We start from the raw sequence: 26,437 nt of genomic DNA, 5'->3' as shown, positions 1-26,437 counted from the left end.
GGTGTGCGACGTCAGCCGACGCCCGCCTTGTCGGTGCCGGGGCGCTGGGGCCGGGGCAGGACGACGACGGCGATGAGGACCGCGACGGCGAGGATCACGGCGCCGGCCGTCATGCCGAGCGCGTACCCGTCGCTGAGGGCCTGGGGGGTGACGGAGCGGCCGGTGCGGTCGGCGGCCGCGGTGCCCAGGGCCGCCAGGCCCAGCGAGGCGCCGATCTGGCGTGTGCTGTTGAGCACGCCGGAGGCGACGCCCGCCTCGCCGGGCGCCACTCCCCCGGTGGCGATGGAGACGGCCGGCGCCAGGCACAGGCCGATGCCGACGCTGGAGACGATCGACGGCCCCAGGACGTCGACGAGGAAGGTGCCCTCGGCGCGCATCAGGCCGAACCAGGCGAAGCCCGCCGCTGCCAGCAGGCCGCCGCAGATCAGGATGGTGCGGGGGGCGAAGCGGTAGCCGAGCTTGACGGCGAGGGTGGAGCCCAGGACCACGCCCAGCGCGAACGGCAGGAACTCCACCCCGGTGCGGGCCGGGCTGCCCGAGAGCACCCGCTGCAGGTAGAGGGAGACGAAGTACAGGGCCGAGGCCATGGCGCCGCCGAACAGCAGCGTGTAGGCGTTGGCCCCGGCCACGGAGCGGTTGGCGAACAGACCGAGCCGGATCAGCGGGTCCCGGCTGGTGGTCTTCTCCACGTAGACGAACGCCGCCAGCAGCACGACGGCCAGGGCCAGGGTCCCCAGGGTGGTGGCCGAGGACCAGGGGTAGCGGTCGGTGCGCACCACGCCGAACACGAGCAGCGCGGCGCCCGCGGTGGCCAGCACGGCACCGAGCACGTCCGGGCGGCCGCGGCGGGCGGCGGGCCGGTCCGCGGCGATGCCGCGCCAGGCCAGGGCCAGCGCGAGGGCGGCCATCGGCAGGTTGATGTACATCACCCACTGCCAGCCGGCGTACTGGGTGAGCAGGCCGCCGGCGAGGACGCCGACGGCTCCGCCGGAGGCGTTGACCGCGCTCCACACGCCGAAGGCCTTCACGCGTTCCCGGCCGCCGGGGAAGGTCGAGGCCAGCAGCGCGAGGGCGGCCGGTGCCAGGGCGGCGGCCCCGACGCCCTGTGCGGCGCGGGCGGCCACCAGCTGGCCGGGGGCCTGCGCGAGGCCGCCGACGAGGGAGGCCAGGCCGAACAGGCCGAGCCCGAACAGCATCACGCGCTTGTGCCCGTACCGGTCGGCGATCTTGCCGCCGAGCAGCAGCAGCCCGCCGAAGGTGAGGGCGTAGGCGTGGATCACCCAGGTCAGGCCCACCTCGCTGAAGCCGAGGCCGCTGCCGATCTCGGGGAGTCCGACGTTCACCACCGACAGGTCCAGGGACACCATGAACTGCACGACGGACACCGCGGCGAGGGTGACCCCGGGCCGGGCGCCGCTGGTGACGATCGCCTTCTCATCCGTTAACTGCGTACTTGCCACTGCAACCCAACCCCTTTGCCCCTGCTCGCGCCATAGAGTTTCCGAACACGTTCTGAAATTAGCAGCGGGCCGGTGCGCTGTCGACCGGGGACCGCGGGGCGGGCGGTGGCGGGCGCGGGGCATGATGGGACGATGCCCCGATCCAACGAACCGCGCGGCCGCGTCGGCCGGCCGCCCGTGACCTCCCGTGCGCAGATCCTGGCCGCGGCCCGCGGGCTCATCGACGACTACGGCTGGGAGAAGCTGACGATCCGCCGGCTGGCCGCCGAGCTCGGTGTCGGGGCGACGACCCTGTACGCCCATGTGCGCGACAAGGAAGACCTGCTGTTCCTGCTGATCCACGAGTACGCGGAGCAGATCCCGCATCCGCCGCTGCCCAGCGAGCCGCGTGAGCGGATCGTCACGGCCGCCGTCGCGATCCACGACGGCCTGGCGGCGTGGCCCTGGGCGGCGGAGGTCCTGACCGCCGACGGGTTCATCGCCCGGCTCGGCGACTCGGTCCTGTCGCTGGTGGAGACGATCCTGGCCGGGGCCGTCGAGGACGGCTGCACGCCGGAGGAGTCCGTCCGCGTCTTCCGCAGCATCTGGTACTACACGGTCGGCGAGATCCTCGTGCGCACGCACTCGCGCAGCCGGCGGCTGGACGAGCACCCCGCCCACCTCAACGCCTACTTCGGCGCCTCGAACACCCCGGGGCGGCTTCCGCACCTGGCCGCCGTGGCCGAGCGGTGGGGGGCGCTGGCCGGGCAGGACACCTACGCCCAGGGGCTGCGGGCCTTCGTCGACGGCCTGCTCGCCCAGGCCCGGCCCACACCGCCGCAGGCGACCTCGCGCTGACCGGTCCCCTCGCACGTGCGGCCCCCGAAGGCGTTCAACTGCCGTGCACGGGCAGTTGAACGCGTCCGGGCAGCGCCGCGGGCGCCGGCACAAATATCGCACCGCTTTTCACCGCATGCATATCACACATCATCGCGTGATTTCCTCACGTCTCTGCGTTGGGAATTCATTTCGGCGTTCCCTCGGCGAACTCCGAGATATAGCATCCGAATCCCAATCACCTCGCTGGATTCCGCGCCGGGTTTAGCCCGCACGTCGCGTGACTGGGACCTTTGACGACCCAGTGGAGGGGGCACATGCGCACCATTCGGGACGCGATCGACGACCTGTACCGACGTCGTGAGGCCATTGCCGGGCGATCGGTCCGGATGGCCGGCAAGCAGCATCCCCAGGGCAGGCTCACCGCTCAGGAGCGCCTCGAACTCCTCCTGGACCCCGGTTCCTTCGTCGAGATCGACACGTTCGCCCGGCCCGAGGGCGAGGAGGAGGGGGGCGGCGGCTACGGCGACGGCGTGATCACGGGGTACGGGGAGATCGACGGCCGTACCGTCTGCGTGTTCAGCCAGGACGCGAGCTTTCGGGGCGGCTCGCTGGGCAAGGTCCACGGCCGGCGGATCCTCAAGATCATGGAGCTGGCCATGAAGGCGGGGCGGCCGCTCATCGGCATCAACGACGGGGGCGGGGCCCGCATCCAGGAGGGTGTGGAGTCCCAGGCGATGTACGGGGAGATCTTCCGGCGCAACGTGCAGGCCTCGGGCCAGATACCGCAGATATCGCTGATCATGGGCTACTGCGCCGGCGGCGCCTCCTACTCGCCGGCGTTGACCGACTTCGTGGTCATGGTCGACCGCACGTCGCACATGTTCATCACCGGGCCGGACGTGGTCAAGACGGTCACCGGCGAGGAGGTCGACTTCGAGGAGCTGGGCGGGGGCAGGACGCACAGCACGCGGTCGGGCAACGTGCACTACCTGGGCGCCGACGAGGAGGACGCCATCGCCTACGTCCGGGAGCTGTTGTCGCACCTGCCCGACAACAACGCGGGCGAGGCCCCCGTCTTCGACGCCCTGGACCCGGCGGGCCGGCCCCTGCTCGACCGTGCGCCCACGCAGCTCGCGAAGAAGCTGGACCGCCTCGTGCCCGATGCGCCGACCCAGCCCTACGACATGCACGAGGCGATCGAGGGAGTGGTCGACGACGGCGAGTTCCTGGAGGTCCAGGAGCTGTTCGCGCAGAACATCATCGTGGGCTTCGCCCGTATCGAGGGCAGGAGCGTGGGCGTGGTCGCCAACCAGCCCCTGCACTTCGCGGGGTGCCTGGACATCGACGCCGCGGAGAAGGCGGCGCGCTTCGTGCGGACCTGCAACGCCTTCAACGTGCCGGTCCTGACCTTCGTGGACGTGCCCGGCTTCCTGCCGGGCACCGGCCAGGAATGGAACGGCATCATCCGCCGGGGCGCGAAGCTGATCTACGCCTACGCGGAGGCGACCGTCCCCATGGTGACCGTGATCACGCGCAAGGCGTACGGCGCCGGGTACGACGTGCTGGGCTCCAAGCACCTGGGCGCCGACGTCAACCTGGCCTGGCCGAGCGCGGAGATCGCGATCATGGGGGCGCAGGGCGCGACGAGCATCGTGCACCGGCGCCGGCTGGCGCAGGTGCAGGCCGAGGGCGGCGACGTGGACAAGGTGCGGGCGGAACTGGAGCAGGAGTACCAGGACCGCTACTGCACGCCCTACGTGGCCGCCGAGCTCGGCTACATCGACGCGGTCATCACGCCCTCGTCCACCCGGGTGCACGTCGCCCGGGCCCTGCGGGCGCTGCGCAACGAGGCGCTGCCCTCGCCGCGGGCCGGGCGGGGCAACATCCCCCTGTGAGCGGTCGCCGGCCGCGGCAACATCCTTCGCCTTGCCCGTTCAATTGCCGGTGAGGAGCGTCCGCTAATACGCCGCCGCCCGTATCACCGCCGTGCACTATTAAGGGCGAGGCGTGAGAAATTAATATGCGGGCGATCGGTGGGGCGCTGGTAGCGTGGAGTTTATTCCGGAAAAGCATCCGGGCCGGCCTGGCATTTCACTGCCCGAACATTTCCTATCCCGTGGTGGATGGAACTCGGAGGAAGCGAAGAATGAGCACTCCTGTCTACATCACGTCGGCTGCCGCCTGGATTCCGCCCGCCGAATCGGCAAAGGAAGCGGTGGCCGACGGCAGGTATGCCGCCGAGGATTTCGAAGAGAACAAGATGGTCTGCCTGCCGGTCGTCGCGGACGAGACGTCGGTCCCGGACATGGCGGCGTTCGCGGGGCGGCGCGCTCTGGACCGGGCCGCCCACGTGGTGGGGGGCCGGCTCGATGCGCTCGTGCACGCCTCGGTGTATCACCAGGGCCGCGACTACTGCTGGACCAGCGCGCCGTACATCCAGCGTGAGCTGGCGGTCACCGGTGCCTTCGCGGTGAACGTGCAGCAGCTGTCCAACGGCGGCATGGTGGCGATGGACCTGGCGGTCTCCCAGCTGCAGTCCGGTCGTGCCAGGAGCGCGATGGTCACCACCGCCGACCGGTTCTGTCTGCCCGGCATGGACCGGTGGCGGGGGGCGTACGGCATCGTCCTGGGGGACGGGGCCACGGCCATGGTGCTCTCCACCGCCGGCGGTTTCGCCCGCGTCCGGGCCATCGCGTCGTACACCGACGCCTCCCTGGAACCGCTGCACCGGGGCAGCCACCCCTTCACCACCTCCCCCCAGCCCAAGGTCGACGATCTGCGCGAGCCCAAGAAGTCCTATCTGGCCAGGGTCGGCAAGGAGTCGGTGCTGCAGCGCTGCGAGGTGGCGCTGCAGGAGCTGGTGCGTTCGGTGCTCGAGCAGAGCGGTCACACCCTGGACGACTTCGCCAAGATCCTGATGCCCAACATGGGGCACGGGCTGATGGACGTTCAGTTCCTCAAGCCGCTGGGCATCTCGGCCGACCGTTCGCTGATGGACTGGGGCCGCTACACCGGGCACCTGGGTGCGGGTGACCTGAGCGCGGGTGTGGCGCGTCTGGTGGAGAAGAAACTCGTTCGCGAAGGCGATCTGGTGCTCCTGGCCTCGGCCGGCGGCGGCTACTCGCTGACCGCGGCGGTGCTCGAGATCGAGTCGGTGCCCCACTGGCCCGAGGCCACCACGGACTTCCCCCTGCCCGCCGACGTCACGGAATGAGAGCGCCCATGAGTGTGTCCGCTGCACCTGTCGCCATACTCGGCACCGGGTCCTTCGTCCCCGACCGGGTGGTGTCCAACACCGAGGCCGGTGCGCACGCCGGGGTGGACGACGCCTGGATCGTGCGCAAGACGGCGATCCGGGAGCGCCGCTGGGCCCGGCCGGGCCAGGCCACCTCCGATCTGGCCACCGGCGCCGCGCGCAACGCCCTTCGCAGCGCGGGGATCACGGCGGACCAGCTGTCCACGATCGTCGTGGCGACCTCGACACCGGACCACAAGCAGCCGGCGACGGCGGTCTTCGTGCACCAGAACCTGGGCGGGGCCACCACGGGGGTGGCGGCGTTCGACGTGAACGCCGTGTGTGCCGGGTTCTCCTTCGCCCTCGACGTCGCCCACGGGATGATCGCCAAGTCCGGCGGCTACGGGCTGGTCATCGGTGCCGACCTGTACTCCCAGATCCTCGATCCGGCCGACCGCAAGACCGTGATCCTGTTCGGTGACGGTGCCGGCGCGGCGGTCATCGGGCCGGCCGGCCCCGGGCGCGGGATCCGCCGGAGCGTGTTCCACATGTACAGCGACATGTCCGATCTCGTCGTGGTGCCCGCGGGCGGCAGCCGGCAGCCCTACGCCCCCGCGGTGCACGAGGCGGGCCTGCAGTACTTCTCGATGGAGGGGCGCACCGTCAGGGACTTCATCGTCAACACGGTGCCGGGGCTGGTGAAGGAGTTCCTGCACGAGTGCGAGGTGCTGCCGGCCGACATCACCCATCTGGTCCCCCACCAGGCCAACGGCAGGATGCTCGAGGAGCTGTGGTCGAGGCTGGATCTGCCGGGGGCGACGCTGCACCGCACGGTGGGCGAGTTCGGCAACGTGGGTGCCGCCTCGGTGCCGTTGACGCTGGATCAGGCGGCCCGTTCGGGGGCGCTGCGGCCCGGGGACCGGGTCCTGCTGCTGGGCATGGGCGGCGGGTTCTCCGTCTCCCTGGCGCTGATCGACTGGTGAGCCGGGCAGTTGACGGAGAGGGGACGGTCATGGAATACCGCCGGCTCGGGGCCTCTGGTCTGCACGTTCCGGTACTGAGTCTGGGCGCGGCCACGTTCGGCGGCCGCGGCAGCCTGTTCAGCGCGTGGGGCGACACCGACGCGCAGCAGGCCCGTGCCATGGTCGACATCTGCCTGGATGCGGGGGTGACGATGTTCGACACCGCGGACGTGTACTCCGAAGGGGCCTCCGAGGAGCTGCTCGGGGCGGCCGTGGCGGGGCGGCGGGACCGGGTGCTGTTGTCCACCAAGGCGGGCACGCCCACCGGGAGCGGGCCCGGCGAGCGGGGTACGGGGCGCTCCAGGCTGATCAAGGCGGTCGAGGGTTCGCTGCGCCGGCTGCGGGTGGAGCACATCGACCTGTTCCAGCTGCATCTGTTCGACGCGGGCACTCCTGTCGAGGAGACGCTGGCGGCCCTGGACGACCTCGTGCGTGCGGGCAAGATCCGCTATGTGGGGGCCTCGAACTTCGCCGGCTGGCAGCTGATGAAGTCCCTGGCCGCCGCCGACCGGCACGCCCTGCCCCGCTACGTCGCGCACCAGGTCTACTACTCGCTGGCCGGCCGTGACTACGAGTGGGAGCTGATGCCGCTCGCGCACGACCAGGGGGTGGGGGCGGTGGTGTGGAGTCCGCTGGGCTGGGGGCGTTTGACGGGCAAGGTCCGCCGGGGTCAGCCGCTGCCGCAGGCGAGCCGGCTGCACCGCACGGCCGCGGCGGCGCCGCCCGTGGACGAGGAACGTCTTTACGACCTGGTCGACGTGCTCGACGACATCGCCGCCGAGACGGGCAGGACGGTGCCCCAGGTGGCGCTGAACTGGCTGCTGACCCGGCCGACGGTGGCCACGGTGATCATCGGTGCCCGCAACGAGGAACAGCTGCGCGACAACCTGGGGGCGATCGGCTGGCAGCTGGACGCCGAGCAGCTGTCCCGGCTGGACAAGGCCAGCTCCGTCACGGCGCCCTACCCGTACCACATGTACAGCCGGCTGCGGGGGTTCAAGCCGTTGAATCCTCCGCTGGTGTGAGGCAAGGAGAGCGACGTGGCCATGGACCGTTTCGTGAACGCGCTGATCCAGTGGCAGGCCGCCGCCCGGCCGGCCCCGGCGCGCACGCTGAGTGTGGATCAGCTGCGCCGCCGCTACGCCGACAACGCGGCCCGGGTGCGGCAGGGTGCCGCGCTCGCGGCGGTCGCCCAGAGCACGGACCGGCTGGTCGACGGCGGCGACGGTACTTTCCGCGTGCGGATGTACCTGCCCGAGACCGACCGGGGCCGTCTGGTGACCTATCTGCACGGCGGCGGCTGGACGGTCGGTGACGTCGACACCCACGACCCCGTGTGCCGTCGTATCGCCGGCACGCTGCACGCGGTCGTCGTCTCCGTGGACTACCGGCGGGCGCCCGAACACCCCTACCCCGGCCCGCTCAACGACGGCATCGCCGCGGCCCGGTGGGCCGAGCAGGCCTTTCCCGGCCGCGCCCACGTGATCGCCGGCGACAGTGCGGGAGGGGCGCTGGCCCTGGGCATCGCGATGCACCGCCGCGATCACGGCGGTGCCCCCTTCGCCGCGCAGCTGCTGGTCTACCCGCCGGCCGACCCGTCCTTGCAGTCGCCCTCGGTCGCCCGCTACGGCTCGGGCTACCTGTCGGAACTCGACGACCTGCTGTGGTACTACGACCAGTACCTGCCCGATCCGGCCGCGCGTAGCGAGGCGGCGGTCGATCTGCTCAACGCCGACCTCGGCGATCTGGCGCCCACCGTGATCGGCACCGCCGAATTCGACCCGCTGCACGACGAGGGGGTGCGGCTGGCGGCGCGTCTGGCCGCCGCCGGGGTGCCCGTGCGGCACGTGCCCGCCCCGGGCCTGGTGCACGGATATCTCCTCATGGCCGACATCGTCCCCGCCGCCGCCGCGGTGACCGGGGACGTCCTGGCGGCGGTGGAGGAGCTGCTGGCCCCCCCGGCGGCCGCGCCCCGCCCTTTCGGGGCCGGCTGCCCGCCGCGATGACCTCGCCCCTTGTTCACGTCCGACATCTGGGAGATCCGACCGTGACCACCACCGCAGCGTATTCGACCGCGCACGTGCGCACCCTTGCCCACGCCCTGCGGCTGCGTGCCCAGGAGCAACCCGACGCGAGGGCCTATGTCTTCTTGCGCAACGGCGAGGACCCGCACGAGTCGCTCACCTACGGCCAGCTGCACGCCGAGGCCGGCCGGCGCGCCGCCGCGTTCGCCGCCGCCGGGCTCGCGGGCCGCAGCGCGGTGCTGCTGTATCCCTCGGGCCTGGAGTTCGTACGGGCTCTTGCGGGATGCATGTACGCGCGGGTGGCCGGTGCTCCGGTGCAGGTGCCCCGGCGCCGCGAGGAGGTCGAGCGGCTGCGCCGGATCGCCGATGACGCCGGTACCTCCACCGTGCTGACCACGACGGACGTCATGCGGGAGCTGGGCGAGCGGTTCGCCGGTATGCCCGCGCTGCAGGGGCTGCGGCTGCTGGCCACCGACGCGCTGCCCCAGAGCGTCAAGGCCGCGCCCGGGGCGGGTGCGGACGCGGAACCTGAGGACGTGGCGCTGCTGCAGTACACCTCGGGTTCCACGGGGGATCCCAAGGGGGTCGTGGTCAGCCACGCCAACTTCCTGGCCAACGCGGCCGAGACCGACGAGCTGTGGCCGTGCGCCCCGCGGGGCGCCGTGGTGAACTGGCTGCCCCTCTTCCATGACATGGGCATGATGTTCGGGGTGGTGATGCCCCTGTGGGCGGGCATCCCCTCGTACCTGATGGCGCCGGAGGCGTTCATCCGCCGCCCGGCCAGGTGGCTGGAGGCGATCGCCCGGTTCGGCGGCACGCATGCCGCCGCGCCCAGCTTCGCCTACGAGTTGTGCGCGCGGGCGGCGCGGGAGGGCAGGATGGGCGCGGTGGGTGATCTCTCCAGCTGGCGGGTGGCCGCCAACGGCGCCGAGCCGGTGCGCTGGGCCACCGTCCGGGCGTTCGCCGACGCCTTCGCGCCCCACGGCTTCGATCCGCGGGCCATGTGCCCCGGTTACGGGCTGGCGGAGAACACCCTCAAGGCCACCGGCGGCCGCCAGGACGAGGAGCCGCGCGTGGTGTGGCTGTCCGGCGAGGCCCTGCGCAACGGCACCGCGCAGCCGGTGGGCGAGCACACCAGCGGCGCGGTGCCGCTGGTCAGCAGCGGCACGGCGGTCGGCCGTAGCCGGGTGCGGATCGTGGACCCCCGCGCGCGCCGTGTCCTTGCCGACGGGCAGGTCGGGGAGATCTGGGTCCAGGGGCCCTGTGTGGCGGGCGGTTACCACGGGCGGGCCCAGGAGAGCGAGGAGACCTTCCGGGCGCGGGTGGCGGGGCAGGAGGCCGGCGGTGTTCATCTGCGCACCGGGGACCTGGGTTTCCTGCACGAGGGGCAGCTGTATGTCACCGGGCGCGTGAAGGACGTCATCATCCGCAAGGGCCGCAACCACTATCCGCAGGACATCGAGCTGTCCGCGGAAGGGGCCCTGCCGGGGGCGCACCCGAACTGCGCGGCGGCCTTCTCCAGCGACGACGGACAGCGCGAGCGGCTGGTGGTGGTCGTCGAGGCCGACGGCAGGCTGCTGGGCGAGCTGGGCGGTGAGGCCATACGCCGCCGGGTGCGGCAGGCCGTGGCCGAACGCAACCGGATCACCCCCGAGGAGGTCGTCCTGGTGCGGCGCGGGGCGGTGCCCCGCACCTCCAGCGGGAAGGTGCAGCGCCGGGCGTGCAAGCAGCGCTACGAAAGGGGCGAGCTGGCCGTCGTGGGGGTGCCGGTCGGTGCCGGCGGCGCGGTGAAGGGCGGGGCGTGATGGGGGTGCTGCGTGTGGCCGGGCAGGCGGCGGGGGCCCGGATCCTGGGCACCGGGGTGTACCGGCCCACCCGGGTGGTGGGCAACGACGAGATCTGTGCCCGCATCGACTCCAGCGACGAGTGGATCCGCCGCCGCTCGGGGATCGTCAGCCGGCGGTTCGCCGGGGAGCAGGAGACGGTCATCACGATGGCGGCGGAGGCGGCCCGCAAGGCGGTGGCCCAGGCGGGCATCGATCCGGGCGAGGTCTCGATGGTGCTGGTGGCCACCATGTCCTTCCTGGAGCAGGCGCCGGCCGCCGCGCCGCGGGTGGCCGCCCTGCTGGGCGCCCGCGGTGCGGGCGGCCTGGACATCAGCGCCGCCTGCTCGGGTTTCTCCTACGCGCTGGGGCTGGCCGATGCGCTGGTGCGCTCGGACCAGGCGCGTTTCGTGGTGGTGGCCGGCTCCGAGAAGATGAGCGACATCGTCGATCCCACGGACCGCGGTGCCGCGTTCCTCTTCGGTGACGGTGCCGGGGCGGTGGTGGTGGGCCCGTCGAAGGAGCCCGGTATCAGCGCGGCGGTGTGGGGCTGCGACGGTGAGCAGCACCGTCTGATCGCCCATGACCGCAGCTGGCTGGAGCTGCGCGGCGGGCAGGGGCCCTGGCCGTATCTGCGGATGGCGGGGCCCGAGGTGTTCCGCTGGGCCACCCGCGTGGTGCCGCAGGTCGGCCGGCAGGCCCTTGAGAAGGCGGGCGTCACGGTGGCCGATCTCGCCGCGTTCGTCCCGCACCAGGCCAACGCCCGCATCATCGACGCCGCCGCCCGCTCCCTGGGCCTGGCCGCGCACACGGTCGTGGCCCGGGACGTGGAGAGCGCGGGGAACACCTGCGCCGCCTCGATCCCGCTGGCCCTGGACCAGCTGCTGTCCAGGGGTCAGGTGGCAAGCGGTGACCTGGCCCTGCTGGTCGGCTTCGGGGCGGGGCTGACCCATGCCGCCCAGGTCGTGGTGGTGCCCTGACACCCGCCCCGCCCCCTCCGCCATGGCGACGGCGCCGCCCCCTCTTCGATGAGGGGGCGGCGCCGTGGTCGTGGCGGCGGGGGGCGGATCCGGGCGCGGGCGGGGGTGTTTCACGCCCAGGCGCCGGCGCCGTCGCGGCGCCGGAAGGGATGGCCCTTGGTGGTGTGCCGGGCGATCCGGTTGTGCCCGAAGTCGTCACGGCCGCTGACCAGCACCGTCGCGTAGCGGTCCAGGCGTGCGCTGCCCCCGTACTCCTCGACCTGTGAAAGGCCCGGGTAGACGGCCACGCAGGTGGGCACGTACCGCGCCGAGTAGCCCATGCGCATCTTCTTGGTGCGGCCGGCGTGCGGGTGCGAGGCGTGCAGGAGCGTCGACCAGAACATCACGAACTGCCCGGCCCGCATCTCCACGGACACCGCCTTGGACTCGTCCACCTGCCAGCCGGGGTCGATCTGCAGCTCGCGGTAGTCGTAGCCGAAAAAGCCGCGCCGGACACCGTTTTTGACCACGGAGATGTTCCGGTCGGGGTCGTAGCGCATCGGCTTGGTCTCGTCGTAGTGCAGGGTGCGGTGGCTGGCGGGGATGAACTGCAGGCACCCCGTCTCGATGGTGGCGTCGCTGAACGCGCACCACACGGTGAGGGTGCCGCGGCGGCCGGATCCCTGCGGCCAGCGGATCTGGGGGCGCCCGCAGGCGTTGGCGAAGGTGGCGGCCTGGTGCCAGTCGGTCCCCTCGTTGCCCGGGTACTTGGGGAAGAAGTCGCTGCGCCAGCACAGCACGTCGGGGCCCAGCACGCCGGCGAGACGGTCCACGATGCCCGGCTGGGTGATGTGGTCGGCGAGGAAGGCGTTGTCCAGGTGCCGGTCGTAGTTGGACAGGGTCGACGCCGTCTCGCCGTCGTCGTCCTCCCGGTACACCGCGCCGCTGCGGTCCATCAGTTCCCGGCGGGTGCGCTCCCACCGCTGCGTGATCTCCTCGGGCTCATACAGCGTGAAGGGGCCCGCGAAGCCGTTGTGGTGGAACTGCTCCACCTCGTGTGCGGTGAGCCGGAAGTCGTGTGGCTGTCGCAACATGTGTCTCCTCGCATGCGGGCTGGGGCTTCGCGTGGGGGCTGTGAGCCCGGCCTGGGTGAAAAAATGACGGTGTCCACGTGCCGTGTCGGGCACGTGGACCGTCCTGGGGTGTGGTGGGAGGAAGTGTGCAGGCGCTCAAGGGGGCTTGCCAGGGGGGCGCCGCGGTGCGCGGTGCGTTGCTGGCCGGTTTCCTGCAGGTCTCCCGCTGGGGTGCACGTGCCCTGCTCTGCCTCACCCGGCGGGTGCCGGCGGGGCGGGCGGCGGCTGGCGGGACGGTGGCGCAGCGAGCGTGACGTCGTGGGCCGGTATGCAGGTCGGTGTGGTCAAAAGAGCCACGAAGTCCCACACGCCCCAGGCCAAAAGGTCGGCGTCACGGTGCTCCGGCTGGACGGTGATGGCGGCCATGGTCACCTCCCCGCCCTCGCCCGGCCGGTGACAGCCCGCCCGGCCTGCCCGGCCGCTTCGGCCGGTTCCCCGTGCCCGGCATGTCCGGCCCGCCCGGCCGCCTCGACATGTTCGGCCGCCTCGACATGTTCGGCCGCCTCGACATGTTCGGCCGGTTCGACATGTTCGGCCCGTTCGACATGTTCGGCCGCCTCGCTCCGCACGGCCCGTCCGGCCTGCCCGGTGTGTCCGGCGTGTTCGAGCGGTTCGGTGTGCTCGGCGTGTTCGGTGTGCCGGGCCGGCTCGTGTCGGGCCGGGGTGGTGTTCTCCTGGCGTGTTTGTACTCCGGCCAGGCGGGCGTAGCGTGCGGGGCGGGCCTGGCGCAGCCACAGCGCGTAGGCGATGCCCGCGACGGCCACGGCGGGGATCAGCCACGGCAGCAGGCCCACCACCGGGTTGTCGGTCCCGGTCATGGTGGCGAAGTTGTCCACGACGAGGAAGGTGGCGGCGGCGAGTCCGAGAAAGCCGAGCGCCGGGGCGAGGGTGGTGCGCCACCAGTGCGCGTCCGGGCGGCGCCGGAAGTAGCCGATGACCGACAGGCATGCCACGGCCTGCAGCAGGACGATGCCCAGGGTGCCGATGCCCAGCATGCTGGTGGTCAGGCCGAGATAGGGGTCGGCTCCGGCGAGCGCGAAGGCGGTGGCCAAGAGCAGGCTGAACAGTGTCTGGGCCAGGCTGGCGCGAAAGGGGGAGGCGTGGCGGGGGTGGACCGTGCCCAGGGCGCTGGGCAGTATCTTCTCGCGGCCCAGGACGAACATGTAGCGGTTGGCGGCGTTGTGCAGGGCCAGCCAGCCGGCGAACAGGCTCAGGCACAGCAGGATCTGCATGAGGGAGGTGAGGGTGGAGGTGAGGTAGTCGTCGCTGAGGCGGAAGAAGAGGTCGCCCAGTTCCTGGCCGGCCACGGCACGGATGTGGCCGGGGCCCACCGCGCCGACCGCGATCCAGCTGATGAATCCGTAGAACAGGGCGATGAGGCTGATGGCGATGTAGGTGGCGCGGGCCACGCTGCGTTCGGGGTGGTGGCTCTCCTCGCCGTACAGGGCGGCTGATTCGATCCCGATGAAGGAGATGAACGCGAACATCATCGTGACGCCGATGCCGGGGTGGGCAAGGGTGTGGGTGCTGAAGGAGGTGGCGGGCAGGGCGTGGTGGCCGTTGCGCAGGAGGACGGCCGCGGCCAGGATGAGCAGGATCCCCACTTCGCAGCACATGGCCAGGCCCAGGACCCGCACGCTGAGGTCGATCTGGCGGTAGCCCAGTACGGCGATGGCGAGCAGGCCAGCTGCCGCCCACAGCTGCCAGGGCAGGCTGATGCCGTGCTGGGCGGCGATGAGGTGGGTGAAGTAGGCGAAGGAGCCGAGCAGGCCGGTGGAGGCGGTGTTGTAGGCGAGGGCGGCGATCAGGCCTGCGGCCACGGCGGGCGGGCGGCCCAGTCCGCAGGAGATGTAGGTGTAGAAGCCGCCCGCGTTGACGACGCGGCGGCTGATCGCGGCGTAGCCGACGCAGAAGCACATCAGGGTCAGGCCCGCGAAGGCGAACAGGGCGGGCACGCCGGGCCCGTTGCCGAGGGCGAACGCCAGGGGGACGGTGGCGACCATGGCGGCCAGGGGGGCGGCGGCCGCGATGATCAGGAACACGATCTTGGGGGTGGTCAGGGTCGGTTGGAGCCGCCCGGGCGCCGGTGGCGGGGCGCAGCTGGTCTGGGACATGAGGGTTTTTCCTTGGGGGCTAGGACGCGGCGGGGCGGGCATCGGCTTCGGTGTGCGGCGTGGGGTCGAGGAACAGCCGGCGTGCCTTGGCCCGCTGGACCTTGCCGCTGGTGGTCTTGGGGATGCTTTTCTTGGGCAGCAGGTGCACCTGGGCGGGTGTCACGCCGGTGCGGGAGGTGACCGAGCTGCGCACGGCCTGGCGCAGCGCCTCGTGCTGGTGGCGGTCCAGTTCCGTTTCCACCAGCAGGTGCAGTTCCTCGGAGTCCGCGTCCGGGCGGCGGTGTCCGAGGGCGATCACGGCGCCCAGGCGGACCCCGGGCACGGTTTCGGCGGCCTGTTCGAAGTCGGAGGGGAAGTAGTTCGCGCCGCGGATGATCACCAGGTCCTTGGAGCGGCCGGTGATGCGCAGGCCGCCCTCGCGCAGGTAGCCGAGGTCGCCGGTCTTCCACCAGCCGGGGCCGTCGATGGCCTGGGCGGTCTCCTCGGGCAGGTCGAAGTAGCCGAGGGTGCGGGAGGGGCCGCGGAACTGGATGTGCCCGATGCGGCCTTCGGGCAGGGGTGTTCCGGTGTCGTCGACGATGCGGATCTCGGTGCCGGCCACCGGTGTGCCGCAGTCGACGATGTGCAGGGCGTGGGGGCTGTGGGGGTCGACGTCGACGGCGTGGTGGTCGACGGCGGCGCGGGTGCGGTCGATGGAGTCGAAACGCAGGGCGGCCTGGGGGCGGGTGGTGGTGATGATCAGTGAGGCTTCGGCCATGCCGTAGGAGGGCAGGGGCATGGTGGGGGGCAGGTGCCAGCGGGCGAAGCGGGTGAAGAAGCGGTCCATGGTGGCCGGCTGGACGGGTTCGGCGCCGCAGATGGAGATGCGCCAGCTGGAGAGGTCGACGCCGTCGAGTTCCTCGTCGCGGATGCGGGCGGTGGCGTAGCCGAAGGCGAAGTTGGGGGCGGCCGAGACGGCGCCGTGGTGGTCGCTGATGTGCCTAAGCCAGTCGGCGGGGTGGCGCAGCAGCCGGCTGGGCGGCATCAGCACCGTGTCGGCGCCGACGTACAGGGGGAACAGGAGGCCGGTGAACAGTCCCATGTCGTGGTAGAGGGGGACCCAGTTGACGGTGGTGTCGGCCTTTGTCCAGCCGGCGGCGCTGGTGAACTGTTCGCAGTTCGCGGCCATGTTGGCGTGGCTGATCATGACGCCTTTGGGGCGGCCGGTGGATCCGGAGGTGCACTGGATCAGGGCCAGGTCCTCGCTTCGGGGCCGGCGCAGGGGGTGTTGGGGGGCGTCGGCGCGGTGGGCGCGGGCCAGGAGGTCTTCGCCGTCGATGAGGCAGGTGTCCACGAGGTGGGGCAGGGCCTGGATGACGTCGGTGGTGGTGATGACGGCGGCCGGGCGCAGGTAGCCGGTGAGGTCTTTGAGCTGGCCTTCGACGCCGGCCGCGCCGCCGAAGCGCATGGGCAGGGAGATCGCGGTGGGCATGGCGCCCAGCAGTTGGGTGGCGAAGAAGGCGGTGAGGAACTCCTGGCCGGTGGGCAGGCACAGCACCACCCGGTCGCCGTGGCCGACGCCGTGTTCGGCCAGGTGGGCGGCTGCGCGCTGGGTGTGTTCCACGAGGGTGTCCACGCGCAGGCTGTGCTGGCGGCCGGGTTCGGGGATCAGGGTGATGGTCGGTGCGTCCAGGCCTTGTTCGGCGTGCTGGAGCAGTGCGTGCCATACGGTCGCGGACCGTGTGCGCAAGGCGGTCATCTGCTGCGCTCCTTGGTAGGGGTGGTGGTGGGGTCCGCGTTCCACGGCTGTACGCAGATGTCGTCGAAGACGATGCGGGCGGGGTGGAAGCCGTGCCGGGCGGCCAGGTCGCGGGCGGCCAGGACGCCGGGGGCGGTGAGGCCGCCGTAGGAGGGGCTGCGGGTGCCGGCCTCGAAGCCGAGCAGCATCGTCTCGGCCATGCAGGAGTAGACGATGCCGGGGGGCAGGGTCAGGCCCGGGAAGTGGGGGGTTTGCAGGCCGGGGAGCTGGATGCGGCCGCCGGAGACGAGGGTGACGTTCGCGAGCCGGGCCACGCTGGGGTGGACGTCGCCGGGGACGGCCAGGTCGCACAGCAGGACTTTGTGGTCGTCGGCGAGGTGGTGGGGGTAGATCACCGGTTCTGCCGCGTTGGTGGCGCTGATCACGATCGGGCAGTCGGCCAGGTCGGACATGTCCTCGCTGATGTGGATGTCCAGGCAGCCGGTGAGCCGGGCGGCGACCGCGGCCAGGCGTCGTTGGGAGCCGGGGCGGCCGACGAGGACCATCGACTCGCAGTGCGGGGCGATGAGTTCGGCCATCACCGCGCCGATGTTGCCGATCGCCCCGACCAGGCCGACGCGGCGTCGGGGCCCGGATTCGGCCAGTTGGGCCTGCAGGAGGTCCACGGCGCAGGCGGCGGTCAGGGAGTTGCCGGAGGTCACCTTGATGCCGCTTTCGACGACGTCGCGGGCGGCGTTGGTGACGATGGAGGTGTGGCCGCCCAGGCCGATGACCTCGGCGCCCAGGGAGACGGCCAGGTCCACGCTGTCAAGGACCGTGCGGCGCAGCCAGGCGCCGTGGCCGGCTCTGAGGGCGGCGCCGGCCTGGGCGGCGGTGAACGGCGCGGCCACCATGATCACTTCGGCTTGGGTGCCGGTGTGGGAGGTGACGGTGTGCCGGGTGACTTCGAAGGGGTCCAGTTCGCCCCACATCCGGTCCAGTGCCGCCGCGGACTGCTCGGTGGACCAGGCGGCCAGTTCGGGGGCGAGGGAGGCGAGTTTGGCGGGGCTGTCGATGTTGGCGAGGAACGCGACCCGCGGCAGGTGCGTGCGGCGCGGCGGGTGCGGGGCGCGGTGGAGGCCGCGGGGCAGCGGGATGGCTGCTTTGGGCTGCCACGGGCTGGTGGCGGGCACGGTCAGGTGCTGCAGCAAGGTGGCGTACTGGCCGCGGGCCAGCAGGGCCGCGGCGTCCTCGAACGCGGCGCCGATGCGTTCGATCTCCTCGTGTGCGAGCAGCGCCGAGGGCTGCACGCGCACGGTGGTGGGGGCGGACAGGGTGGGCATGACCCGGATGCGGTGGGTGTGCAGCAGCCGGCCGGCGATGAGGTATCCCAGCGACTCGGAGTCGATCGCCTCGCGCAGCAGGCCCGAGGCGGGCTGGGGCAGGACGAACTCGACGCCCAGCAGCAGGCCGCGGCCGCGTACGGCCGCGATCGCCTGGGGCCAGCGGGCGGCCGCCTGCTCAAGGCGTCGGCGCAGCAGGTCGCCGGTTTCGGTGATGCGTTGGCGGTAGGTGTGGGCGAGTTCGAGGGCCTGGGTGGCGATCAGTGAGGAGAAGTCGTCGTCGGCGAAGGTGGAGGTGTGGTGGCGGCCGAATTCGGGCACGTAGCGCCGTTCGTCGACCAGCAGGGCCGAGACCTTGGCCAGTCCGCCGCCCAGGGACTTGGAGAAGAGGTAGTAGTCGGCGCTGACCTGGGAGGGTTCGGAGGCCAGGAAGGTGCCGGTGCGGCCCATGCCGCACTGGATCTCGTCGAAGACCAGGGCCGCGTCGTGCCGGTCGGCCAGCTCGCGCAGCGCGGCGAGGGTGGCGGCGGGTACCTCGTGGACGCCGGACTCGCCCTGGATGGGTTCGACGAACACGGCGGCCACCGGGGACAGGCGGCGCACGGCCGAGTGCGCGCGGCCGGCCGTGTCGAGGGTGAGCAGGCACACGGAGTCGAAGTCGGCGTCCAGGGCGCTGATCACCCGCTGGGGTGTCCAGTCGGTCAGCCGGCGGTGGCCAGGGCCGGGCACGTGCAGGTCGCCGGGCACGTTGGCGCCGTGGGTGAGGGTGCCGGCGCCGGCGGACTTGCCGTGGAAGGCGTTGCGCAGGGAGACGAAGACGGGGTCCTTGCGGCGCATGGCCTCGATGCGGGTGAGCGCCTCGCCGAGCACGGTGTGGCAGGGGCGTCCCACGGCCGGTCCGCTCGCGCAGGGGGTGTCGGCCAGCTGGTCGCGGTGCAGGCGGCGCAGGGTGGTCTCGACGTCTTGCTGCAGAGCGGCCAGGCGGCGGCGGTGTTCGACCGTGGCGTGTTTGACCGCGGCTTCCACCGCGTCGGCACCGGTGTTGCCGAGGGTGACCACATAGCGTGCCCCGGTGGTGGCGCCGACGGTCTGCGACAGCCGCCGGGCCAGGTGCGCGGTGGCCGGGCGGATACTGATCTGCGCGTTGAAGGGGACCTGCTCGTCCAGACACCGGCGGGCCGTGGCGAGGAGGTCGGGGTGGTTGTGCCCGAACAGGGACGAGCCCGCGCCGCCCACCAGATCCAGGATCACATCCGCACCCCTACCCGCGGCCGCACCCGTGTCCGTGCCCGTGTCCGTGCCGGCGGCGGCCGTGTCCGTGTGGCCGGGGGGGTGCTCATCGCGCTGGCGTATCAGGTAGTCGCCGCGGCCCGCCCGGTAGGTCACCTCCAGGTGCAGGGCCCGGAACAGGCGGGCCAGTTCGGGCCGGGTGAAGCGTTCGAAGTCACCTTCGGCGTTCATGCGTCCCCTTCCCCGGCACCGGCGTTCACGCTCAGCAACGCGGTGATGCGGTCCACGACGTCGCCGAGCGTGAGCATGGAGGCCGCCTGTTCGTCGGAGATACGCACGTCGAACGTGGCCTCCATGTCGACGACCAGGCTGATGGACCTGATCGAGTCCAGGCCGTAGTCCACCAGCGGGACGTCGGGGCTGATCTGTGCCACGTGCAGTTCGCGGCGGAACATGTCATCGACGGTCTGACGGATGTCGTGGCCCCTCAAGGTGGTGTCCCCTCCCGTGCGGTTAAGGTTCAGATCGTGTGGTTCAGTGCCGTATCGCCACGGCGACGGACAGGCCGGCCCTGGAGCTCATCCACACCGGTACCGTGATGCCGCCATAGGCGGCTGTCAGTGCGCCGCCGTCCTGGCTCAGGCGGATCTGCCAGAACCAGAACCGGCCGGTGCCGGCCGTGCCGCTGAGGGCTTTGAACGCGGCTTCCTTGGCGGCGAACAGATCGCGTGCGCTGTAGCCGGCCTGCTCCAGCAGCGCTCGTCTTTCCGCGGTGGAAAGGACGAACCGGGTCATCCGGGCGGTGACGGCGGCGTCTTCGATGTCGCAGCCGACCGCGCTCGCGCCGGGGACCACCACCGCCAGGGCCAGACGGCCGGTGTGGGAGATGGAGCCGGCGAAGGCGGGCGGGAACAGCGGCCGGCCGCCCGCCTGGCGGGGCACCGCCCGGCAGGCCGAGCCGGCCAGAGCCAGGGCCCGGGCGGCCGCGCGGCGGCCCGCCGTGAACTGCTGGGCCGCACCGTAGGGTGCCGGCACCGGATGGGTGGCCAGGGACATCTGCGCGGCCACAGCGGCCGGCATGCCCGCCGTCAGGGCCGGCATCCGCAGGTTCCTTCCTAGGCGTGAAGCGCCTGGATGTGCCCGGCCAGCGAGTCGATCGAACGCAGTACCTCCGGGCGCACGTCGTCGTCCCATTCGAATCCGAACGCGTCCTCCATCGCGACCAGCAGCGCGACCAGCGCGGTGGACGGCACGCCGGCCTCACGCAGCGAGGCTGATGCGGGGACGGTGCTGACAAAACCCCATCCGCCGAACACCTCGGCCAGCAGCTCGCGGATACGCCGGCGCACATCGGTTGCCGTGTCAGGCATGTGATTCCACTTCGTCGATGAACTTGCGCACCAGCTCCTGGAAACCGGCCGGGTCGTCGAGGAAGGGCACGTGCCCGGCCTTGGGCATGATGGCGCAGCGGCCGTTGGGAAACAGCGCGGCCAGTTCACGGCCGGCCGTGGGACCCAGCAGGATGTCGTCGTCGCCCAGGGCGATCAGCGTCGGTGTGTGGATCCGGGTGAGCAGCTCGGGACTCGCATCGCCCTCCTGGGCCAGACGCAGACCGTTGTTGAGTTCCTCCGGGGAGGACATCGCCAGGAAACTCTCGCGCAGCCCGAGGAAACCCGGGGTACGGGTGGACTCGTTCATGTCCGTGCTGATCACCTCCGGGTACATGTGGCTGTACAGCTCGGGCATGCCGTGGCTGTTCAGGGTCCGCAGCCAGGCCCGCTGCAGCATCCGGTGGCGGCGCATGCCCTGCGGGCCCATGACCGGTCCGGCCAGCACCATGCCCCGCACCCGGTCCGGGTGGGCCAGCGCCACGTCCCGGGCGAGCTGGGTGGAGGCCGACGAAGCGATCAGGTAGGTGGAGTCCACGCCCTGCGCGTCCAGCAGACGGATCAGGTCCTCGGCGTGCTCGGCCCAGGTGGGCTCGGCCGGCGTACGGGTGGAACGTCCGTGGTTGCACAGGTCGTAGCTGAGCACCCGGTAGTGCTCGACCAGCTGGTCGGTGTACTCGCGCCAGAACGGGGCGCAGAAGAAGAAGTTGTTCAGCGTCGTGATCGTGACACCCTGGCCGGTGGACTCGCAGTACAGTTCCACACCCGGCCGGGTCGCGACCAGCGGCGCGTCCTCGCGGTAGGTCAGATCGTGGTGATAGTCCTCGTGTGCCTCATCGGCCGGCATCGCTCAGTTCCCTCTCCATGTCCAGGTCCATGTCCGTGCCCGTGCCCGCGTGCGCGTGCGTGCCCGTGCCCGCGTGCGCGTGCGGGTGCGTGCCCGCGTGCGCGTCCGTGCCCATGTGCGGGTGCGGGTGCGGGTGCGTGCCCTCGTGCGTGCCCGTGCCCGCGTGCGGATCCATGTCCGTACCCGCGTGCGCGTCCGTGTCCATGTGCGGGTGCGGGTGCGGGTGCGTGCCCTCGTGCGTGCCCGTGCCTGCGTGCGGGTCCATGTCCGTGCCCGTGCCCATGTGCGGGTGCGTGCCCGTGCGCGGATCCGTGTGCGTGCGCATGTCCGTGCCCAAGTGCGGGTGCGGGTCCGCGTGCGCGTGCGTGTCCGGGTCCGGGTCCGTGTACGGCTGCAGATGCGGGTCCATGCCCGTGCCCGTGCCCGCGTGCGGGTGTGTGTCCGGGTCCGTGCACGGGTGCAGATGCGGGTCCGTGCCGGTGCGCGGGTCCGGGTGCAGGTCCGCGTGCGGGTGCGGGTGTGTGTCCGCGTGCGGGTGTGTGTCCGTGCGCGGGTCCGTGTGTGGGTGGGTGGGGGTGGCTCCTGTGCCGTCCGCCAGGACGGGCGCGAACGCGGCGACGACATCGGCCGCTGCCGCCTCACCGGCCACCGCGCTGCAGGACAGGCCGCAGTACAGGGCCATCTCCTCGATCCGGCCGCTGGTGGCGTCGGTGGGCACCGCCGCGCTGAACCGCGGCACCAGATACGGCTTTCCCTCCACCACCGTGCGGCCGATGAACCTCGCCGGCTGCCCCGGATCGGCGGTCACCGCCGTGGCCAGCACCCGGTGGCGCCGGCCCGGCCAGCCGATCTCGTAGACGTCACTGATCACGGTGTCACCCGCCTCGGCGCCGGCCACCGCCGCCTTGAAGCGGGGGTGGGCGCGTGATTCACGGGCGGCGACGAACACGGTGCCCAGCAGCACCCCGTCCGCGCCCGCGGCCAGCGCCCGCCCGGCCTGCTCGGGCGAGCCGATCCCGCCCGCGGCGGCCAGCACCGCATCGGGCAGCCGGCTCCGCAACGCCGCCACGAGCTCGTCCCGGCGCCACTCGCCCAGCAGGTGACCGCCCGCCTCGATCCCCTGCGCCACCACCACCGCACCCAGACCGGCCGCACGGACACCGTCCTCGACGGTGCCGACCTGCACCACCACCCGGCGCCCGGCCCCCACCACCCGCTGCAGCACCGCATCCGGCGGCAGCCCGAAGAACGACAGGTACACCCGCTGCGGGGTCTGCTCCAGCACCTGCGCCACCTGCCGGCCCAGCGGCCCGGGCCCGACCACCTCCGGGATCAGGTTCACCCCGACCACCCGCGCCGTGTGCGCCACCAGCCGCTCAAGCATCGCCGACAGCGGCGCACCCGACAGCTTGTAGCCGCCCGCGCAGCCCGCCGCCCCGGCATCGGAGACCGCGCAGGCCAGCTCCGGCCCCGCCACCCCGCCCATGCCCGACTGCAGCAGACTCACCTCACAGCCCAGCGCCTGGGCCACCGTGGTCCGCATCAGCTCAGACTCTCCACCGCGCGCACCGCGGCGTCCGTGCCACCGAACCGCTCGGTCAGGGTGTGCACCCACCGCTCCAGCCCGAACGCCAGGCAACTGGTGTGCGCTGTCGCCTGCCCCCTCTCCTGCTCGACGCGGATGTCGCAGCGCTCACCGAAGAAGTTGCGGTGGTAGTTGACCGAGCCGATCGCCAGGCCCTCCACCACGAACTCCTCCTTGACCGGGAACAGCCGCTGCATCTTCGCCTTGCCGCTGTTCTTGTCGAAGAACGGATCGGTGGCCGCCTCGATCCGCAGATCCAGCCCCAGCTCGCCACACAGCGCCTCAACGGCCTGCTTGGCCCGCACCAGATGCGCCTTCGCCGTCTGCTCCGGGCCCACACACACGATCTCGCGCATGGAAAACCCCAGCAGACGCTGCAGCCCCCGGTAATGCTCCTCGTTACGAAAACACGTGCCCACCGTGGTCCGCAGCACCCCCTCACCGGGCAGCACCGACCCCGCCAGGTCCACATACACCGAGTAACACGCCGCCGACGGCAACGCGAACGCGGCCGGCTCCATCACCGCGGCCGGCATCCGCTCGACCGGCCGCGCCTGCTCACCCAGCACCGCACCCAGACGCGCCGGATCCAACCGGACCGCGGCCAGCCCCAGATGCGGGAAGTTGTCGTAGTAGTCGAAGGTGTCCAGATCCCTGCACCGCATCAGGAACGGGAACCGGAACTCCGGCGCCTGCCAGTCCCCCGCCAGACGCAAAAACACCCCGTCGACCGCCCGCAGCAGCCTCAACTGGCTGCCATCGAGAACCCCCAGACCATTCTCACGCACCACCCCCGCCGCCGCCGTAGCCGCCGCCGTCGTCTGCGTCGTCGCTGCCGTCACCATGCCGCCTCTTTCGTGAAGAATCGCAACTGAAGAGTCCTCAGCGTGCGAAAATCATCGAGATCGAGATCCTCCGGATCGATCGCCTGCCCCGTCAGCTCCTCCAGAAGGAAGATGAACTCCACGAACGCCAGCGAATCGATAGCCCGGCTGTCGATCAGATCCAACTCCTCCGACAACTCACCCAGCTGAGGATTACGGCCCACAATGAACTCACGGACCGCCTGCATCGGCTCCACACTCACTTGATCACCTCCCGCCCCACACCGGCCCGGGTCAAAAACTTCCTCGTCCGCTTCAGCACCTCGTCATGCGCCGCACGACGCACCGGATGCGCCAGCGCCCGCCGCCGCACCCCCAACGCATCCGCGATCCCCGCATCCCGGTACGCCTGCGGGTTGTACAGCGTCGCGATGCTGTACTGCAGATAACTCTCCAGATACTCCGCGATCACCGGCACCTCCCCCGCATCCCGCTGAGCGACCTGCCCCAGCAGATTCGTGAAGATCATCCGGCCGAACGCGACATGCCGGCTCTCATCCTGGTGATGCACCCGGTTGATCTCCCGCGCGATCGCCGGCAACGACGCATCCGTCGCCATATGCGCGTTGTAGTAATCCACGATCTCCTCGAAGATCAGGATCCGCGCGAACACGATCAGCTCACGCGCCACCGGCGACAGATGATCCACCGAACCCGCCTTCAACGCCGGCTGCGCCGGATACAGCTTCCCGCCGTACCGCAGACAAAACTGCGCGAAGAACCACATGTGCTCGTTCTCCTCACCAATGAAATGGTGCAAGAACTCCGACACACCCGCATACGTCCGCTCATGAATACGCATCACCACCTCACTCATCAACTCACGGATACCGTGAATATTCAGACTGAAGAAATTGATCGCCTCGAACCGCGTCAACGCCACCTGCTGCTCACGGCTCAACCCCTCCCACATCTCCGTCCCCGCCAGCGTCGTCAAAGACTCCGACATCCACGGCAGACCCGGCTCGATCACATCCGGCCAGTCGAACATCGAATACGGATTGTAATAACCCGACTCCGCCAGATTCTCCAGCCGGCCCAGATCCAGCACCACCGGCTCCACCCCACGCACCACCACAACCAACACCCCTCTCCGGCCCTGCTTTATACGACGACACCCACACGAACATTCCACCGCCCCGCGCAACACACCCACACGGAGCCCTTTTCCGCCGCCCCGGGCGAACACCGGCACCCCGGAATTCATTCATTCCGGCACACACGAGCGCACCAGCATCGTTCACCCCCGGCGGGCCTATGACACACAGACCTTGTCCGGCCCGGCACACCCGGACGCACCGTCTTTGTCAGTCACGACCGGCCCATGACACACCGGCTCCGTTCGCCCTCCCGGCGGGCCCATGGCACCCGGACCCTGTCCCACCCGGCGGGCCCGGGGCGCACCCGCGTTGCGTGTCCCGGATGTATGCGGCACCGGATTGTTCCCGGCCTCACCGCCGCACCCGGCGGCATTCCCGGCACCGGCGCCGGACGAAATCCCTGATGCCGCGACCGCGGACCACACCTTCCCTGTTGCCGGCGCGGGCGACGAAATCCCCGCAGTCAGGACAGCGGACGGCGGGCGGTCAGCGCACGGCACGGATGTCCGCCCGTACCTCGGCCGGCAGCTGAGACCCGCACGCGTGAGAGGCGAACGGCGCGTTACCCGACGCGGTGGACGCAATCACCTTGTTGTAGACCGACCCCACACACAAGTCCTGGAAATCAGCCGTGTCGGGAGAAAGACGCGCCGCCAGCTGCGCCTTCGCGATATCGACCGTCTTCCACACCCCGTCATCGTCCTCGACCTCCACACACGCGTGCGGCAGATCCAGCGCACCACCGAGCACCCCGCAAAACCAGCCCCGCTTCGCCTCGGCCCGATACCCCGCCGCCCTGAACCGCTCCGCCAGCAGCAGACTCGCCGCGATACAACTCGTCACCCCCAGCCGGTGCACCAACGCGTAATCGGCCTGCATCGCCACCGGAACCATCTGCCAGCGATACCCCGCCTCCAGATACTCCCCCGTCAGCTTCCGCAACACCGGCGACACCAACGGCGTCCTCGCCCCCACCGACGTCACCCGCGCCGCATACGACGCCGGCCCCCGCCCCGCCACCGGCACCACCACATCCTCAAGACGCCCCCCGAACCGCACCACATCCGGCGCCTCGAAACGCCACGGCGCCTCCCCCCGGCACCCCTCGCATTCCAACCGCACCCGGAAATCCCACACCCGCGGCCCCAGCAAATCCGCCACCGAACGCCCCGCGAAACGAAACAACATACGAAACGCAAGCTCCGGCTGCGTATCCGACCGCCCCGAATACATCCCCAGGTTGTACAGATCATTCACATCGAAACAACGCACACCCGACCGGTACTCGAACGGCAACCCCGCCCCCACCAGCACATCCACATCAGCCGGCTCACACCGCAGCATCTGACACGCCACAGACTCCGGCCGCGACCAATCCGCAAAACCCTCCGGAACAAACTCCACCAACCCCGCGACATCACCCCACGAACCCCCCGCCACCACACCCCTGAAAACCACAGCCACCCTCCCCGGACAACCACCACACCAAAACCCAGAACCAACAACCCCGACCGTACAACCCCCCACACACAAAACGAAACAGTCACTCCACACACCCCACCATGCATTCCACACAACCACCCCTGAAAAAACCAGCCCCCACCCCCGACACCCCACCACCAAAAACCAAGAAAACACCAACGCCCCAACACAACGGGCCACACCACCCGACACAACCAACGGACAACACCCTCCACAACCACCACAGCCCACACCGCAAGGCAGGACAGCCCACCCCCTACACCGCCACCATG

At 71.1% G+C, this 26,437-nt stretch carries 23 protein-coding genes; 8 read left to right on the top strand and 15 right to left on the bottom strand.

All coding sequences use genetic code 11. The features are described 5' to 3' along the window. Window positions 1-11: 11 nt before the first annotated feature. Window positions 12-1,460 carry an MFS transporter gene (locus IO33_RS0129605; RefSeq protein WP_051927043.1) on the bottom strand — a complete coding sequence of 483 codons (1,449 nt, stop codon included), beginning with the start codon at window positions 1,458-1,460 and terminating at the stop codon, window positions 12-14. Between the two features lie 132 nt (window positions 1,461-1,592). On the opposite strand from IO33_RS0129605, the gene IO33_RS0129600 reads away from it, so the two are divergent. The 8 genes from IO33_RS0129600 to IO33_RS0129565 all read left to right on the top strand — a co-directional run bounded on the left by IO33_RS0129600 (window position 1,593) and on the right by IO33_RS0129565 (window position 11,363). Next, window positions 1,593-2,297 (top strand): TetR/AcrR family transcriptional regulator, encoded by a 705-nt coding sequence (locus tag IO33_RS0129600; RefSeq protein ID WP_209438934.1) that lies wholly within the window; start codon window positions 1,593-1,595, stop codon window positions 2,295-2,297. A gap of 296 nt (window positions 2,298-2,593) precedes the next feature. Next, entirely contained in the window at window positions 2,594-4,174 is a 1,581-nt protein-coding gene (locus IO33_RS0129595; RefSeq protein WP_051927042.1) for an acyl-CoA carboxylase subunit beta, read from the top strand. A gap of 251 nt (window positions 4,175-4,425) precedes the next feature. Next, window positions 4,426-5,493 (top strand): ketoacyl-ACP synthase III family protein, encoded by a 1,068-nt coding sequence (locus IO33_RS0129590; RefSeq protein WP_063765799.1) that lies wholly within the window; start codon window positions 4,426-4,428, stop codon window positions 5,491-5,493. An 8-nt stretch (window positions 5,494-5,501) separates the two neighbouring features. Continuing rightward, complete coding sequence (locus IO33_RS0129585; protein ID WP_209438933.1) at window positions 5,502-6,497, top strand: 3-oxoacyl-ACP synthase III family protein; 996 nt, start codon at window positions 5,502-5,504, stop codon at window positions 6,495-6,497. Window positions 6,498-6,526: 29 nt separating this feature from the next. Next, window positions 6,527-7,561, top strand: coding sequence for an aldo/keto reductase (locus IO33_RS0129580; RefSeq protein ID WP_031170545.1), 1,035 nt, complete (start codon window positions 6,527-6,529; stop codon window positions 7,559-7,561). 21 nt (window positions 7,562-7,582) lie between these two features. Continuing rightward, window positions 7,583-8,542: an alpha/beta hydrolase gene (locus tag IO33_RS0129575; protein ID WP_063765815.1), complete on the top strand. Its 960-nt coding sequence runs from the start codon at window positions 7,583-7,585 to the stop codon at window positions 8,540-8,542. A 41-nt stretch (window positions 8,543-8,583) separates the two neighbouring features. After that, a complete protein-coding gene (locus IO33_RS0129570) occupies window positions 8,584-10,365 on the top strand; it encodes a fatty acyl-AMP ligase (RefSeq protein ID WP_245235916.1) in 1,782 nt (593 codons plus the stop codon). Continuing rightward, complete coding sequence (locus IO33_RS0129565) at window positions 10,365-11,363, top strand: beta-ketoacyl-ACP synthase III (protein WP_031170539.1); 999 nt, start codon at window positions 10,365-10,367, stop codon at window positions 11,361-11,363. The genes IO33_RS0129570 and IO33_RS0129565 overlap by 1 nt, the downstream gene beginning before the upstream one ends. Before the next feature lie 110 nt (window positions 11,364-11,473). Here the strand turns inward: IO33_RS0129565 and IO33_RS0129560 are convergent, their stop codons facing one another. The 14 genes from IO33_RS0129560 to IO33_RS50585 all read right to left on the bottom strand — a co-directional run bounded on the left by IO33_RS0129560 (window position 11,474) and on the right by IO33_RS50585 (window position 26,003). Next, window positions 11,474-12,436: a chlorinating enzyme gene (locus tag IO33_RS0129560; RefSeq protein ID WP_031170537.1), complete on the bottom strand. Its 963-nt coding sequence runs from the start codon at window positions 12,434-12,436 to the stop codon at window positions 11,474-11,476. Between the two features lie 231 nt (window positions 12,437-12,667). Continuing rightward, complete coding sequence (locus tag IO33_RS50595; protein WP_157857930.1) at window positions 12,668-12,841, bottom strand: hypothetical protein; 174 nt, start codon at window positions 12,839-12,841, stop codon at window positions 12,668-12,670. A gap of 2 nt (window positions 12,842-12,843) precedes the next feature. Beyond that, a complete protein-coding gene (locus IO33_RS0129550) occupies window positions 12,844-14,589 on the bottom strand; it encodes an APC family permease (RefSeq protein ID WP_063765797.1) in 1,746 nt (581 codons plus the stop codon). A 19-nt stretch (window positions 14,590-14,608) separates the two neighbouring features. Next, a complete protein-coding gene (locus IO33_RS0129545) occupies window positions 14,609-16,327 on the bottom strand; it encodes a fatty acyl-AMP ligase (protein WP_051927039.1) in 1,719 nt (572 codons plus the stop codon). Then, complete coding sequence (locus tag IO33_RS0129540; protein WP_031170530.1) at window positions 16,324-19,110, bottom strand: aminotransferase class III-fold pyridoxal phosphate-dependent enzyme; 2,787 nt, start codon at window positions 19,108-19,110, stop codon at window positions 16,324-16,326. The genes IO33_RS0129545 and IO33_RS0129540 overlap by 4 nt, the downstream gene beginning before the upstream one ends. Continuing rightward, the gene (locus tag IO33_RS0129535; protein ID WP_031170528.1) at window positions 19,107-19,334 is read right to left on the bottom strand and encodes an acyl carrier protein; all 228 of its coding nucleotides are present in this window, start codon (window positions 19,332-19,334) and stop codon (window positions 19,107-19,109) included. Before IO33_RS0129535 ends, IO33_RS0129540 begins: the two co-directional genes overlap by 4 nt. Before the next feature lie 79 nt (window positions 19,335-19,413). Continuing rightward, a complete protein-coding gene (locus IO33_RS46120; RefSeq protein ID WP_051927038.1) occupies window positions 19,414-19,980 on the bottom strand; it encodes a 4'-phosphopantetheinyl transferase superfamily protein in 567 nt (188 codons plus the stop codon). 14 nt (window positions 19,981-19,994) lie between these two features. Next, window positions 19,995-20,249, bottom strand: coding sequence for an acyl carrier protein (locus IO33_RS0129525; RefSeq protein ID WP_031170524.1), 255 nt, complete (start codon window positions 20,247-20,249; stop codon window positions 19,995-19,997). Beyond that, entirely contained in the window at window positions 20,242-21,114 is an 873-nt protein-coding gene (locus IO33_RS0129520; protein WP_031170522.1) for an alpha/beta fold hydrolase, read from the bottom strand. The genes IO33_RS0129525 and IO33_RS0129520 overlap by 8 nt, the downstream gene beginning before the upstream one ends. After that, entirely contained in the window at window positions 21,101-22,657 is a 1,557-nt protein-coding gene (locus IO33_RS51790) for a nitronate monooxygenase (protein WP_051927037.1), read from the bottom strand. Before IO33_RS51790 ends, IO33_RS0129520 begins: the two co-directional genes overlap by 14 nt. Continuing rightward, window positions 22,657-23,544, bottom strand: a complete 888-nt coding sequence (locus IO33_RS53600; protein WP_031170765.1) for an aminoacyl--tRNA ligase-related protein — start codon at window positions 23,542-23,544, stop codon at window positions 22,657-22,659. Before IO33_RS53600 ends, IO33_RS51790 begins: the two co-directional genes overlap by 1 nt. Beyond that, a complete protein-coding gene (locus IO33_RS0129505; protein WP_229854548.1) occupies window positions 23,538-23,786 on the bottom strand; it encodes an acyl carrier protein in 249 nt (82 codons plus the stop codon). Before IO33_RS0129505 ends, IO33_RS53600 begins: the two co-directional genes overlap by 7 nt. Then, window positions 23,783-24,637, bottom strand: a complete 855-nt coding sequence (locus IO33_RS0129500; RefSeq protein WP_245235915.1) for a diiron oxygenase — start codon at window positions 24,635-24,637, stop codon at window positions 23,783-23,785. The genes IO33_RS0129505 and IO33_RS0129500 overlap by 4 nt, the downstream gene beginning before the upstream one ends. 532 nt (window positions 24,638-25,169) lie before the next feature. Further along, on the bottom strand, window positions 25,170-26,003 hold the full coding sequence (locus tag IO33_RS50585; RefSeq protein ID WP_157857928.1) for a hypothetical protein: 834 nt from the start codon (window positions 26,001-26,003) through the stop codon (window positions 25,170-25,172). Between the last annotated feature and the right edge of the window lie 434 nt (window positions 26,004-26,437).

Source organism: Streptomyces durhamensis, from assembly GCF_000725475.1.
GTDB classification, from domain to species: domain Bacteria; phylum Actinomycetota; class Actinomycetes; order Streptomycetales; family Streptomycetaceae; genus Streptomyces; species Streptomyces filipinensis.
This window is presented reverse-complemented; position numbering and strand designations above follow the sequence as displayed.

Coding starts and splice junctions, on each gene's coding strand:
- IO33_RS0129560 (WP_031170537.1), bottom strand. CDS start 12,436: ATGTTGCGACAGCCACACGACTTCCGGCTCACCGCACACGAGGTGGAG.
- IO33_RS53600 (WP_031170765.1), bottom strand. CDS start 23,544: ATGGTGACGGCAGCGACGACGCAGACGACGGCGGCGGCTACGGCGGCG.
- IO33_RS0129540 (WP_031170530.1), bottom strand. CDS start 19,110: ATGAACGCCGAAGGTGACTTCGAACGCTTCACCCGGCCCGAACTGGCC.
- IO33_RS0129545 (WP_051927039.1), bottom strand. CDS start 16,327: ATGACCGCCTTGCGCACACGGTCCGCGACCGTATGGCACGCACTGCTC.
- IO33_RS0129595 (WP_051927042.1), top strand. CDS start 2,594: ATGCGCACCATTCGGGACGCGATCGACGACCTGTACCGACGTCGTGAG.
- IO33_RS0129575 (WP_063765815.1), top strand. CDS start 7,583: ATGGACCGTTTCGTGAACGCGCTGATCCAGTGGCAGGCCGCCGCCCGG.
- IO33_RS51790 (WP_051927037.1), bottom strand. CDS start 22,657: ATGCGGACCACGGTGGCCCAGGCGCTGGGCTGTGAGGTGAGTCTGCTG.
- IO33_RS0129580 (WP_031170545.1), top strand. CDS start 6,527: ATGGAATACCGCCGGCTCGGGGCCTCTGGTCTGCACGTTCCGGTACTG.
- IO33_RS0129600 (WP_209438934.1), top strand. CDS start 1,593: ATGCCCCGATCCAACGAACCGCGCGGCCGCGTCGGCCGGCCGCCCGTG.
- IO33_RS0129525 (WP_031170524.1), bottom strand. CDS start 20,249: ATGCCTGACACGGCAACCGATGTGCGCCGGCGTATCCGCGAGCTGCTG.
- IO33_RS0129520 (WP_031170522.1), bottom strand. CDS start 21,114: ATGCCGGCCGATGAGGCACACGAGGACTATCACCACGATCTGACCTAC.
- IO33_RS0129585 (WP_209438933.1), top strand. CDS start 5,502: ATGAGTGTGTCCGCTGCACCTGTCGCCATACTCGGCACCGGGTCCTTC.
- IO33_RS0129590 (WP_063765799.1), top strand. CDS start 4,426: ATGAGCACTCCTGTCTACATCACGTCGGCTGCCGCCTGGATTCCGCCC.
- IO33_RS50595 (WP_157857930.1), bottom strand. CDS start 12,841: ATGGCCGCCATCACCGTCCAGCCGGAGCACCGTGACGCCGACCTTTTG.
- IO33_RS46120 (WP_051927038.1), bottom strand. CDS start 19,980: ATGCCGGCCCTGACGGCGGGCATGCCGGCCGCTGTGGCCGCGCAGATG.
- IO33_RS0129550 (WP_063765797.1), bottom strand. CDS start 14,589: ATGTCCCAGACCAGCTGCGCCCCGCCACCGGCGCCCGGGCGGCTCCAA.
- IO33_RS0129565 (WP_031170539.1), top strand. CDS start 10,365: ATGGGGGTGCTGCGTGTGGCCGGGCAGGCGGCGGGGGCCCGGATCCTG.
- IO33_RS0129535 (WP_031170528.1), bottom strand. CDS start 19,334: ATGTTCCGCCGCGAACTGCACGTGGCACAGATCAGCCCCGACGTCCCG.